Origin of the sequence: Streptomyces sp. NPDC057438 (genome assembly GCF_042802995.1) — a bacterium.
In the GTDB taxonomy this organism is placed as follows: Bacteria; Actinomycetota; Actinomycetes; order Streptomycetales; family Streptomycetaceae; genus Streptomyces.
In genome coordinates this window covers 23,067-35,292 of sequence record NZ_JBHVDD010000002.1, presented here as the reverse complement: position 1 = coordinate 35,292, position 12,226 = coordinate 23,067, and the positions used below count along the sequence as shown (strand labels likewise).

The following is a 12,226-nucleotide window of genomic DNA, read 5'->3' as shown; positions in this document are numbered from 1 at the left end:
TTGTCGCTCAGGTGCACGTGCGTGGCGTTTTGAACGCGTCGATGTAGCGGGCCGATCCCCAGGCCCATGTGCCGTCGACGAGCAGGTACCACTGTCGGGTGCCGCTGACGCTCTGGCCGTCGGCCCGGCAGTAGATCTTGACGATCTCGCCGTAGGGTGCGACCCGGACGACCGCGCCGCCGCGCGTCGGCGCGCTGCGCAGGATCAGGCCGGTGCGGGCGACGACCTCGCCCTTGACGATCTGCTTGCTCTCGCGGGGGTCCTCCTGTCCGGCACCGGCGGCGGGAGTCGTGGCCGCGAACGCCACGAGAGCGCCACCGGCAGCCGCTATACCGAACCGCATGAGCAGATTCCTCAGGGACATCTGATGCTCCTCCAGGAGAAAAGGGGGCGAGTATGACTAATCGCCACGTTAGGAGGAGCGTGGGCGGGGCGCCTTTCGCGATGGGCCATCAGGGAAACGCCGCTCACGGGGGAGCGGGGCCGACTTCGATGCGCGCAGCGGCCCGGCAGGCCCTGAACGGGCGGTGGCGCGGCCCCGCCGTTCCGGGAGAGTGGGGAACTGCTGGGTCAGCCCCCGCCGTTGCGGGAGAGCGGGGAACTGCGGGGTCAGCCCCCGCCGGCCGGCAGTCGCAGAACGGCGGACGCACCACCGTCCACCGCGTTCCCGAACTCCAGCCGCGCCCCCAGCACCTCCGCCTGCCCCACCGCGATCGTCAGCCCCAGACCGTGCCCCTTGCTGGAGCCCTCGGTCCGAAACCGCTGCGGCCCCTCCGTCACGAGGTACTCCGGGAACCCGTCCCCGTGATCCCGCACGCTCACCACGGCGCCCTCGGCCGCAGCCTCCACGGTCACCACCACCGGAGGCCGCCCGTGCTTGTGCGCGTTGGCCACGAGGTTGCCCAGCACCCGCTCCAGCCGCCGCCGGTCCGTCTCCACGCACGCGTCCTCGACGACCCGGACCACGGTGTCACCGCTCGCGTGCGCGGCCACCCGCTCGGCCAGCCCCCCGAGCCGGATCGCGTCCAAGTCCAGTTGCTCGCCGCCCGCGTCCAGCCGTGAGATCTCCAGCAGATCCTCGGTCAGCGTCCGCAGCGCGCCGACCCGGTCCCGCACCAGCTCCGTCGGCCGCCCCGGCGGCAGCAGCTCGGCCGCCGCGTGCAGCCCGGTCAGCGGCGTCCGCAGCTCGTGGGCGACATCCGCCGTGAACCGCTGCTCGCCGACCAGCTTCCGCTGCAGCGTGGACGCCATGGTGTCCAGCGCCGCCGCCACGGCGGCCACCTCGTCCCGGTGACGCGACGGATCCGTCGTGCGGGGGTCGCCGACCCGCGCGTCGAGGTCGCCCGCGCTGATCCGCCGGGCCACCTGCGAGGTCGCGCGCAGCCGCCGGGTGACCCCGGTGACGCCGAGCGCGCCCACGGCCAGCGTCACCCCGATCGCCAGCGCCGAGGAGCCCAGGATGGCCCGGTCGAGGTTCTCGATCGTGGCCGCGCTCTGCGCGTAGTCGATCCGCACGGCCAGGGTCCGCCCGTCGGCGGGGGCGGCCGCCCACATCGAGGGATGCCCGCCGGCCACCCCGACCATCGTGCCGCGCCGCCCGCTCACCGCCAGCTCGCGCAGCGGCCCCGGCAGGCCCCGCGGGTCGAGGGCGGAGTCGGGCGGCAGCCGGTTCCCGGCCTCGTACGCCCGTGCCGCCTCGTCGAGGCGGGCGAGCGCCCGTGAGCGGGCGTCGCTGACGGTCCTGTCGGTGACGGAGACATGCACGAGGGCGCCGAGCAGCGCCGCCAGCCCGCAGCACATCACGGTGATGAACGCCAGGGCCTTCCAGGTGAGCGAGGAGGCCCAGCGGCGCAGGGCGAACCGTTTCCGCGCGGTTCTCGCCCCGCTCATCGAGGGCCGCCGGACGACGAGGGGCGGGCGGAGGCGGCCGGTTGCGTCGCCGTGGCGGTGGGGGACGGGCGGCCCGGTCCGCCCACGCGCAGGATCTCGTCACGGGTGAGCAGCATCGCCTGCTGCTCCTCGTCCCAGGTCCACTGGGTGCGGTACTCGTAGCCGACGATCGCCGCGGGGGAACGGATGATCACGGTACGTCCGGCCAGCTCGACCGCGAGCACCGCGTCGTCGCCGGCCAGCACCTGCACCAGCCGGTCCGCCCGGAGCGTGTACATCCGCACCGCCGTCTGGTTGCCGGGCAGCAGCCGGAAACCGAGCACCAGGTCGTCGTGCCCGTCGCCGGTGAGGTCCCGGTAGTAGGCCCGCAGGACGGGGCACTCGGCACGGTCCCCGTGCGCGTCGCAGTCCGCCATGCGGGCGGTGGTGCCGGCGTAGGCAGCGTCGGACCCGGAGTACATCTCCGGATGCGCGGCGATCTCCGCGCGTACGACCGCCACCGGGTCCACCGCGCGGATGTCCCTGCCGGGGATGTCGACGCCCTTGACGACCTCCGTCTCGGCCTCGCCGTAGTCGTAGGCGGGGGAGGAGGCGGGCGGCTCCCCGGGCCACAGCCGGGTCGGCCCGCTCGCGGTGGGCGTCGCCCCCGCGCTCACCAGGCCCCCGGAGTCACCACAGGCCCCCAGCAGCAGGGCGGCGGCCGACGCGAGGACGGCCACACGCGCGGGACGGCTGGGCACGCTGGGCACCACGGGACTCCTGGGGGCGTCGATACGGTCCAGTACACCCTATTCGTGCGGAAGTACCGCGTCCGCGCCCGGGCCGGGAGTGCGGTGTCCTGCGAGCGGGTCGGGAGTGCCGCGCCGACCGGCTCGGGGCTGGAGCGCTGCGCCCGGCGGTCGGCTCGGGAGGGCCGTGCCCGTTCGCTACTCGGCCAGCTCCTCCAGCAGCCGGACCGTCGCCAGCCCCGTGTGCAGATACTCCACGAACAACTCGTTGTGCAGCGCCCACGGCGAACGGCGGGTGCGGATCAGCCGGATCGCCTCCTCGGCGGAGTGCCCGTCACGGATCAGGGCGTGCGCCACGACCAGACCGGACCGGTTGTACCCGCTGTAGCAGCGCACGAGAACCCGCTTGCCGTCCTCCAGCGCGTCGCACGCCGCCTGCGCCAGCCGCATCACACCCGCCAGCTGCGTACCGTCCAGCGGTCCGTCCGGGATCGGCCACACATGGTGCTCGACACCGTCGTCCGGCCCGTACCCAGGCAGCCGCAGCAGGGTCAGCACCAGATCGAACTCGTCGCGTACGACCGCGAACTCGATGTCCCCGGTGCCGGTCCGCCCCGCGAACTCGTGCCCGCCCATCCACAGCCCCGGCACGATCTCGCTCCACGGTTCGCCCGGAGCCGGCACACCCGGTTGCTTCCTGCGCGTCCGCAACGGCGCCTCCCCAAGCCCCTGACGACAGGTCGTCACCCCAAAGGTAACCGGGTTCTTGCCGATGGAGCACCCGCCTGTTCCCATGGTCGTGGGGTGATGGTGCATGAGCCGACTGCGCGTCATACCGACCTGGCGGCACGGACAGGAACGCTTGTACGTGTGCCGGACCGACGGGAGGAACGTCGCCTGGTACGACCGTGAGGCGGGCCGGGTGAACCTCCTCAGCGAGGAGCTGAGGGAGGACGTACTGGCCGTACTGGGCCCCTTCGTCACCGGCCCGGTCGCCGTGGGCCCGCCGCCCCCGCCCACCCCCGCCGAACTGGCCCGGCTGAGCCTCCACCCGGACGACGACCTGGCCCCCAACCGCCCCGGCGAGGCGCTCCTGATCGCCCTCGACCGTGCTCCCGGAACCCCGCGCCGGCTGCGCCCCGACCCCCGCCGCCGCGCCCTGGCCGCCGAGCAGGCGGTCGGCGACGCGCTGGACCGGCTGGAGGGCGCCGGCTGGCACACCCTGCACTCCGTGCCACTGCCCGGCGGCGACCGCATCCACCACCTGCTGATCGGCCCCGGAGGACTGTTCTGCGTACGGTCCCTGCACGCGCGCGGGCAGCGCGTCGTCGTCACCGACCCGATGGTCGCCGTCGGCCGTCACGAGCCCCGCGCGCTGCTGCGCGCGCTCCGCGCCGAAGCCGACCGCGCCTCCTACGCCCTCACCGCCGAGGTCCGTCCCGTCCTCGCACTCACCGAGCCGGCCGGCCTCGACATCACGACGCCGCCACGCGAGGTCCGCGTCCTGCGCGCCACGGACCTCGCCCGACTCGCCCGCACGGGCGGGCGGCTCAAGCCGGCGGACGTGGAGGGCCTGCACGCGACGGCACGGGACCGGCGGACATGGACCCGCGTGTAGACCGTCACGGCAGCGGGTGTGCGGCCTCCGGGTCGAGCAGCGGCGCCAGCAGGTCGCCGTGGGCCCGGAGGCGGGGGGCGATGTCCGGGGCGCGGAACACCAGGCGCGCGGGGGAGGCGCACTCCTCCACCTCGGTCCACGTCACCGGCGCGGAGACGGTCGGCTCGGCGCGGGCGCGCAGCGTGTAGGGCGCGGCCGTGGTCTTGCGGCCGGCGTTCTGGCTCCAGTCCACGAACACCTTGCCGGGGCGCAGGCTGCGGTTCATCCGGTGCACGACCAGGCGGGGCAGCGCCTTCTCGGCCTCGACGGCGAGCTCCCTGGCGTACTCCGACACCCGCTCCGAGGTCGCCCCGCGCACCGCCGCCAGCAGATGCAGCCCCTTCGACCCGGACGTCTTGGCGTACGCCTCGATCCCGTCCGACGCGAGCCGCTCCCGCAGCCAGCGGGCGACCTCGCAGCACTCGACGATCGTCGCGGGTTCCCCCGGGTCCAGGTCGAAGACCAGCCGGTCGGCCTCGTCGCCGGAGCCGACGGTCCACTGCGGCGTGTGGAACTCCGCGACCTGGTTCGACGCCCACATCAGGCTCGCCAGGTCCTGCACCAGCACCATCCGGGCCGGACCCTCCATCCGCCGCACCTCGGCGGTGGTGACCCAGTCGGGCGTGCCCGGCGGCACGTTCTTGGTGAAGAACACCTGTCCGCCCGGCCCGTCCGGGTAACGGAGGAAGGAGACCGGGCGGTCACGCAGATGCGGCAGCAGGGCGTCCGCGGCCGTGGCGTAGTAGTGCAGCAGCTCACCCTTGGTGAAGCCCGTCGCCGGGTGGAGAACCTTCTCCAGATTGGAGAGGGCGACCCGGCGGCCCTCCACCTCGGTGATCGGTGTCATGGAAACAGAATTCCACGGTTCGCGACGAAGCGGGCTGAAGGGTGTGAACACGGCGAATCGCCCGGGGGTGGGTGGCTGGTGACCGGCGTCCGGTGCGGGCATTGGACGCCGGTCACGGGCATCGGACCGTGTGCGGTGGCCCCGTGCGCCGGGAGCGGCGAGACGCGGCGCTCCCGGCGCAGGGCCACGGGCGTACGACGTATGGGCGTACGTGGGCGGACACCCGCGTACGCGTCCCGTCGCCGCCCGCGCGGGCGCGGGGGTCACGCCCCCACGTACGCCGCCAGGTGTTCGCCGGTGACGGTCGAGCGGGCCGCGACGAGCTCGGCCGGGGTGCCCTCGAAGACCACGCGGCCGCCGTCGTGGCCGGCGCCGGGGCCGAGGTCGACGATCCAGTCGGCGTGCGCCATGACCGCCTGGTGGTGCTCGATGACGATCACCGACTTGCCCGCGTCGACGAGCCGGTCGAGCAGCCCGAGCAGCTGCTCCACATCGGCGAGGTGAAGACCCGTGGTCGGTTCGTCGAGGACGTAGATCCCGCCCTTGTCACCCATGTGGGTGGCCAGCTTCAGCCGCTGCCGCTCACCGCCGGAGAGCGTGGTGAGCGGCTGGCCGAGGGTGAGGTAGCCGAGCCCCACGTCCGCCATCCGCTCGATGATCCGGTGGGCCGCCGGGGTGCGCGCCTCACCGGAGCCGAAGAACTCCTCCGCCTCGGCGACCGACATCGCCAGCACCTCGCTGATGTCCCGCCCGCCGAAGCGGTACTCCAGCACCGACGCCTCGAACCGCTTCCCCTCGCACTCCTCGCACGGGGTGGCGACGCTCTGCATGATCGCCAGATCGGTGTAGATGACGCCGGCACCGTTGCAGGTGGGGCAGGCGCCCTCGGAGTTGGCGCTGAACAGCGCCGGCTTCACCCCGTTGGCCTTGGCGAAGGCCTTGCGGATCGGATCCGCCAGCCCGGTGTACGTCGCCGGATTGCTGCGCCGGGACCCACGGATCGCCGTCTGGTCGATCGCCACCACGCCCTCGGCCCCCGCCTGCCGGGCCATCGACCCGTGCACGAGCGAGCTCTTGCCGGAGCCGGCCACCCCGGTGACGACGGTGAGCACGCCGAGCGGGATGTCCACGTCGACGTCCTGGAGGTTGTTCGCCCGCGCCCCCCGGATCTCCAGCGCCCCGGTGGGCTGGCGCACCGACTCCTTCAGGGCCGCCCGGTCACCGAGATGACGGCCGGTGACGGTGTCACTCGCCCGCAGCCCCTCCAGCGTCCCCTCGAAGCAGACGGTGCCCCCCGCCGTACCGGCGCCGGGACCGAGGTCCACGACGTGGTCGGCGATCGCGATCGTCTCCGGCTTGTGCTCCACGACGAGCACGGTGTTGCCCTTGTCGCGCAGCCGCAGCAGCAGGTTGTTCATCCGCTCGATGTCGTGCGGGTGCAGCCCGATGGTCGGCTCGTCGAAGACATACGTGACATCGGTGAGCGAGGAGCCGAGGTGGCGGATCATCTTGGTCCGCTGCGCCTCGCCGCCGGAGAGTGTGCCCGAGGCCCGGTCGAGCGAGAGGTAGCCGAGACCGATCTCCACGAACGAGTCGAGGGTGTAGTGGAGCTTGGCGAGCAGCGGCGCCACCGACGCGTCCTCGATCCCGCGGGCCCATTCCGCCAGGTCGCGGATCTCCATCGCGCAGGCGTCGGCGATGTTGACCTTGCCGATCCGCGAGGAGCGGGCCAGCTCGCTGAGCCGGGTGCCGTCGCAGTCGGGGCACTCGGTGAAGGTGACCGCCCGGTCCACGAAGGCCCGGATGTGCGGCTGCATCGACTCGCGGTCCTTGGCGAGGAAACTCTTCTGCAGCTTCGGGATCAGCCCCTCGTAGGTGAGATTGACGCCGTTGATCTTCACCTTGGTCGGCTCGCGGTACAGGAAGTCGTGCCGCTCCTTCTTGGTGTACTCGCGGATCGGCTTCTCCTTGTCGAAGAAGCCCGACTCGGCGATGACCCGCACCACCCAGCCGTCGCCGGTGTAGGTCGGAATGGTGAACGGGTCCTCGGAGAGCGACTTGGAGTCGTCGAACAACTGGGCGAGATCGATGTCGGAGACCTTGCCCCGGCCCTCGCAGTGCGTGCACATGCCGCCGGTGCGGCTGAAACTGACCTTCTCGGTCTTGGTCTTGTCGGCACCGCGGTCGACCGTGAACCCGCCGCTCGCCGAGACCGAGGCGACGTTGAAGGAGAACGCGCCGGGCGGGCCGATGTGCGGCTTGCCCAGCCGGCTGAAGAGGATGCGCAGCATCGCGTTGGCGTCGGTGGCGGTGCCGACGGTGGAACGCGGGTCGGACCCCATCCGCTGCTGGTCGACCGTGATCGCGGTGGTCAGCCCGTCGAGCACGTCCACCTCGGGCCGCGCCAGGTTCGCCATGAAACCTTGGAGGAACGCGCTGTACGTCTCGTTGATCAGCCGCTGCGACTCGGCGGCGATCGTGTCGAACACCAGCGAACTCTTCCCCGAGCCCGAGACGCCCGTGAACACCGTCAGCCGGCGCTTGGGGATCTCGATGCTGACGTTCTTGAGATTGTTCTCCCGCGCCCCGTGCACACGGATCAGATCATGGCTGTCGGCGGCGTGCGGCCCGGGAGACCGCTCCTGCGTCCCCGCCCTCGTGGCCTTGGTCATCGTTCCTCCATCTGTCGTGCGGAGCCGCGTCCCGCGGTCCCGCCGGCGTCGCCCGACCGGGTCCGATCCGCTGGGAAGAGTACGTGCGGTGGTGTGCATTCCGGATACATTTCCCTGGGGCCGGGACGAAACGGGTGTTCGATCTCGTCGGGCCGGCCAGAAGCGGCACGAGGTCGACAGACGCCGCGAGACGTCGCCCGTTTCACGCTAGGCGCGCCATGCCGCTGCCCGCTTCTCGAATCCTGACCGGCCCGCCGGGCGGCCCTCATCGGTCCGCGTTACGGTGTGGACAAACCGGAAGCAGGGACCCGAAAGGTGCGTGCTGCCCGTGCGATCCATCTGGAACGGCGCGATCTCCTTCGGCCTGGTCAGCATCCCGATCAAGCTGGTGAACGCGACCGAGAGCCACTCCGTCTCCTTCCGCCAGGTCCACCTGGAGGACGGCGGCCGCATCCGATACCGCAAGGTCTGCGAGCTGGAGGACCGCGAGGTGACGCAGGGGGAGATCGGCAAGGCGTACGAGGACGCGGACGGCACGATGATCCCGATCACGGACGAGGACCTCGCGTCCCTGCCCATCCCGACGGCCAAGACCATCGAGATCGAGGGCTTCGTACCGGCCGAGAGCGTCGACCCGCTGCAGGTGGACGCCGCGTACTACCTCGCGGCGAACGGTGTCCCCGCCGCCAAGCCGTACACCCTCCTCCGCGAGGCGCTCAAGCGCAGCGGAAAGGTCGCCATCTGCAAGTTCGCGCTGCGCGGGCGCGAGCGGCTGGGCATGCTGCGGGTCGTGGACGACGTCCTCGCCATGCACGGGCTGCTCTGGCCCGACGAGATCCGTACGACGGAGGGGGTCGCCCCCGACGCGAGCGTCACCGTCCGCGACAAGGAGCTCGACCTCGCGGACGCCCTCATGGACACCCTCGGCGAGGTCGACTTCGCGTCCCTGCACGACGACTACCGCGAGGCCGTCGAGGAACTCATCGCCGCGAAGGCCGCCGGAGAGGAAGCGCCCAGCGCTCCCGCCCCCGCCCCGGGCGGCAAGGTCCTCGACCTCATGGCCGCCCTGGAGAAGAGCGTGCGCGAGGCCAGGGAGTCGCGCGGCGAGGACGTCGCCGACATCACCCACCTCTCGTCCCGCCCCACCCCGAAGCAGCCCCCGGGCAAGAAGTCCACCGCGACGACCCGCGGGACGGCCGCCGCCCCGAAGAAGTCCACGACCAGGTCCGCGGAACCGGCGAAGAAGACGGCCGCGAAGAAGTCCACGGCCAGGAAGACGACGGCGTCCAAGTCGACAGCCGCGGCCAGGACGACGGCGGCGAAGCCCCCGGCCGCGAAGTCGACCTCGGCCAAGGCCACGGCGGCGAAGAGCACCGCGAAGAAGACCCCGGCGAAGAAGACGACCGCCCGCAAACGCTCGGCCTGACCGGCACGAGCACCGCTCCCGAGCCGGTTGCACGCAGGCCTGTCCCCACGCGCGCACGCAGGTCCCCACGCGCGCACGCATGCAGGTTCCCATGCCCGCCCGCAGCCACGCACGCACGTCCGTACGCACTCCGCGCGGCCGACAGCGGGGTCCCTCAGCCCCGTCCCGCCCGGAGGACCCCGACGCTCCCGCCGCCCCGGCTCAGAGCACCTTCGCGCGTACCAGTGCCGAGAGCACGAGCGTGCCCGGCAGGAGGGGGAGCCAGACGGTGAGGACGCGGTAGCCGATGACCGTGGTGGTGGCGAGGCTCGCCGGTGCGCCGAAGGCGACGAGGGCGAAGACCAGCGCCGCGTCCATGGGGCCGAGACCCCCCGGCGCGGGCACCGCACCGGCGGCGGTGCTGGCGACGAGGTACGCGAAGATCATCTGCGTCCAGGAGACGGGCAACCCGAGCGAGGTGCCGACCGAGGCGACCACGGCGCCCTGGCACAGAGGGAAGGCGGCGGCCCCGCCCCACAGGGAGACGGCGCGGACGGGACGGCTGTGCACGAGCCGTGTGTCGGTGAGCGCGGAACGCAGCCCTCCGATGAGAGGGCGCCGCAACGGCCGTACGGTCGTGACCAGCGTGACCACGGCGGCGAGGCTGACCCCGGTGATCGCGCCGACCAGGGCGAGGGTCTCGCCCTTGGGCAGGAGTTCGGTCAGGCGGAGCGTGCCCGGGAACGCCACGACGAAGACGATGATCACCAGCGTCTTGGCCACCGGCTTGACCGCCGAGTAGAGGGCGAGCGAGGAGGTCGCACGGGCGAGGGGGATACCCCGGCCCCGCAGGAAGCGCAGGACGACCGCGTGGGCACCGATGTTCCCCGGCAGGGCGTGCCCGGCGGCACCGGCGGCGAACTGCGTCGCCAGCAGCTGCCCCGGCGGAAGCCGCTCCGGCACCGCGCCCTGCCGTACGCAGGCGGAGGCGACCGAGCACAGGGCCGTGAAGAACGCGCCGGCCAGCAGCCACCAGGGGTTGGCCGAGGCAAGTCGTACGGCTCCTTGATGGACCGTCCGCCAGTCCACCGCCGCCCAGACCCCGAGCAGCACGAGCGGCAACAGTGTCAGCGCGAACCGCAGCCGCCGGGCGTTGGCGGCCGAAGGGGAGGGCAGCAGCGCCCGCAGCCGGGCGGGCGCAAAGGCCCCCGGCCGGGCGGCGCAGTCAGGTTCCGGCAGCGCCTCGGGACGGGCGGCACGGTCAGGCTCCGAGAGCGCCTCGGGTGCGGCGTCGGGGCCTGGGGCCGGGGGCAGGCCGTGGACGTGGGTGGCGTCCGAGGGCCGGGCCGGGCTGGGTATCAGGGGGAGGGGGTCGGTGACCGGGGACGGGGTGGGCCGCGAGGGGGGCGGCGCGTCGAGCGGGAGCGGGAACAAAGGGCACGTCGTCCTTCCGCGTCGCGTCGGTACGGCGGGGGACCGCTCCGACGGAGGCAGGGCAAGTCAAGAACGAAGGGAACCCCAGGACCGTTCCCACCCCAAATGACTCCCCGGTATGCACCACCCGAACTCCTGCCACCGCCAGAACGACGACACCGCTTCCGAACAGCGACTCTGCCGTCGGCGCCCGCCCGACCCCCTCCGCCCCAGGTGAGACACAAGTCACTTCCCGACGGCCCCCGCGCCCGGCTTCCACCAAGATCACACCTCGCCCGCACCGCACGCCCCCATCGGCCCGCACCCTCCGCCACTGTGGTGATGTGAGCCACCCGGGGTCTGCGGTGGCAGCGTCGCACGGACGCCGCCGGGAGCGCGTCGGGAGACGGAGTGCGGCGAGCCACCCCGGGTCTGCGGTGACAGCGCCGCACGGATGCCCCCGGGAGCGCGTCGGGAGGCGGAGCGCGGCGGGGCCGTGAGCCCAACCGGCTGCCCAACCTCTACGCCCCCGCCCCCACCCCCGGCCTCGTCCTGGAGGAGGGAACCGGTGCCGGGCGGGGGACGGGCGGCCGGCCGACGCAGGACCCGGCCCGGCTGGAGCGCACCCTCGCCGCAGGCGACGGCGCTGCCGCCGTGGTCGTGGACGCCCGGGCCCCGGGCGTCCACGCGTCCACTCCCGATCACCGTGCCCTTGCGGGCCGCGGCGCGAGCCTCGGCGTCGTCGGCGTACGGTCCACGACGGCAGCGGCACCTCACCCCACCTCCGCCGCACCCCCCCGCATCGTCCCGGCCCCGATCTGTTCCCTCGGGGCGAAGCCCCTGATGACGGCGAGGTCGAGGGGGTCTGCCACCCGTAAACTCCCCACGGACAGGACCAGGTCACCGACTCAGAGGCCAGCGCATGAAACCCCCCACACGCACCGCCCCGACACCGTGGTGACCTGGAAACCGACCGAAAACGAGGTGACCTGGATGGGGACCGAATCCGTGGTGACCTCGGAGGGGACGCCCCCGGGCGCGACGTCCACTCCCACCCCCACCCGCGTGCCCCGCCGCGCCGTCACCAGCCCGCCCGTACGCCCCTCCGCGCCCTCCCGAGTGACGGTCTGCCGGGACTGCTGCTGCGGCACCCCCAAACTCCCCGGCGTGGATCACGAGGCCCAGACCGCCCGCCTCCGAGCCTCGGTCCCCACTCGCGTCTCCACCTGCCTGGACGCCTGCGACCAGGCCAACGTCGTCGTGGTCCAGCCCTCCGCGGCCGGCCGCGCCGCCGGCGCCCGCCCCGTCTGGCTGGGCCTGGTCAACGACCCCGAGGCCACCGAGGACATCGTCACCTGGGTCCGCTCCGGTGGTCCGGGCATCGCGCCGATGCCCCCCATCCTCGACCTCTACCTCTTCACCCCACCCAACCGCCGCCCCACCCCCTGACGCACCCACCCACCCACCCACCCACCGAACGACCGCGCCGGGCAAGTCCCGTCCCCGTAATGCCAGTTGTCCTGCCCGGCGAGGAGGCGGCGACGTAGTCTGCGGAGATGCACTACAAGGTATGGGATGCGCATGCCGTGGAAGCCTTCAGTGCAGCGCCACTGA

Annotated in this window: 10 protein-coding genes; 3 read left to right on the top strand and 7 right to left on the bottom strand. The window is 72.9% G+C overall.

Features of this window, described 5'->3' with window-relative positions; all coding sequences use genetic code 11:
* Window positions 1-7: 7 nt before the first annotated feature.
* From ACFU5F_RS01875 to ACFU5F_RS01860, 4 genes are all read right to left on the bottom strand, one after another.
* Window positions 8-364 carry an SH3 domain-containing protein gene (locus tag ACFU5F_RS01875; RefSeq protein WP_383880511.1) on the bottom strand — a complete coding sequence of 119 codons (357 nt, stop codon included), beginning with the start codon at window positions 362-364 and terminating at the stop codon, window positions 8-10.
* Between the two features lie 245 nt (window positions 365-609).
* A complete protein-coding gene (locus ACFU5F_RS01870; RefSeq protein WP_383880508.1) occupies window positions 610-1,890 on the bottom strand; it encodes an ATP-binding protein in 1,281 nt (426 codons plus the stop codon).
* On the bottom strand, window positions 1,887-2,642 hold the full coding sequence (locus ACFU5F_RS01865) for a hypothetical protein (RefSeq protein ID WP_383880505.1): 756 nt from the start codon (window positions 2,640-2,642) through the stop codon (window positions 1,887-1,889). The genes ACFU5F_RS01870 and ACFU5F_RS01865 overlap by 4 nt, the downstream gene beginning before the upstream one ends.
* Window positions 2,643-2,816: 174 nt before the next feature.
* A complete protein-coding gene (locus ACFU5F_RS01860) occupies window positions 2,817-3,329 on the bottom strand; it encodes a dual specificity protein phosphatase family protein (RefSeq protein WP_383880502.1) in 513 nt (170 codons plus the stop codon).
* A 103-nt stretch (window positions 3,330-3,432) separates the two neighbouring features.
* On the opposite strand from ACFU5F_RS01860, the gene ACFU5F_RS01855 reads away from it, so the two are divergent.
* Window positions 3,433-4,236: a nuclease-related domain-containing protein gene (locus tag ACFU5F_RS01855; RefSeq protein ID WP_383880499.1), complete on the top strand. Its 804-nt coding sequence runs from the start codon at window positions 3,433-3,435 to the stop codon at window positions 4,234-4,236.
* A 4-nt stretch (window positions 4,237-4,240) separates the two neighbouring features.
* Here the strand turns inward: ACFU5F_RS01855 and ligD are convergent, their stop codons facing one another.
* Complete coding sequence (gene ligD / locus ACFU5F_RS01850) at window positions 4,241-5,122, bottom strand: non-homologous end-joining DNA ligase (RefSeq protein ID WP_383880496.1); 882 nt, start codon at window positions 5,120-5,122, stop codon at window positions 4,241-4,243.
* Between the two features lie 263 nt (window positions 5,123-5,385).
* Window positions 5,386-7,794: an ATP-binding cassette domain-containing protein gene (locus ACFU5F_RS01845; protein ID WP_383880493.1), complete on the bottom strand. Its 2,409-nt coding sequence runs from the start codon at window positions 7,792-7,794 to the stop codon at window positions 5,386-5,388.
* A gap of 319 nt (window positions 7,795-8,113) precedes the next feature.
* Here ACFU5F_RS01845 and ACFU5F_RS01840 point away from each other — a divergent pair, with 319 nt between their 5' ends.
* Window positions 8,114-9,220: a Ku protein gene (locus ACFU5F_RS01840; RefSeq protein ID WP_383880490.1), complete on the top strand. Its 1,107-nt coding sequence runs from the start codon at window positions 8,114-8,116 to the stop codon at window positions 9,218-9,220.
* Window positions 9,221-9,421: 201 nt separating this feature from the next.
* On the opposite strand, the gene ACFU5F_RS01835 is transcribed toward ACFU5F_RS01840, so the two are convergent.
* A complete protein-coding gene (locus ACFU5F_RS01835; RefSeq protein WP_383880487.1) occupies window positions 9,422-10,633 on the bottom strand; it encodes a YbhN family protein in 1,212 nt (403 codons plus the stop codon).
* 972 nt (window positions 10,634-11,605) lie between these two features.
* Here ACFU5F_RS01835 and ACFU5F_RS01830 point away from each other — a divergent pair.
* Entirely contained in the window at window positions 11,606-12,061 is a 456-nt protein-coding gene (locus ACFU5F_RS01830; RefSeq protein WP_383880485.1) for a hypothetical protein, read from the top strand.
* Window positions 12,062-12,226 lie beyond the last annotated feature (165 nt).

Coding starts and splice junctions, on each gene's coding strand:
- ACFU5F_RS01875 (WP_383880511.1), bottom strand. CDS start 364: ATGTCCCTGAGGAATCTGCTCATGCGGTTCGGTATAGCGGCTGCCGGT.
- ACFU5F_RS01870 (WP_383880508.1), bottom strand. CDS start 1,890: ATGAGCGGGGCGAGAACCGCGCGGAAACGGTTCGCCCTGCGCCGCTGG.
- ACFU5F_RS01855 (WP_383880499.1), top strand. CDS start 3,433: ATGAGCCGACTGCGCGTCATACCGACCTGGCGGCACGGACAGGAACGC.
- ligD (WP_383880496.1), bottom strand. CDS start 5,122: ATGACACCGATCACCGAGGTGGAGGGCCGCCGGGTCGCCCTCTCCAAT.
- ACFU5F_RS01845 (WP_383880493.1), bottom strand. CDS start 7,794: ATGACCAAGGCCACGAGGGCGGGGACGCAGGAGCGGTCTCCCGGGCCG.
- ACFU5F_RS01830 (WP_383880485.1), top strand. CDS start 11,606: ATGGGGACCGAATCCGTGGTGACCTCGGAGGGGACGCCCCCGGGCGCG.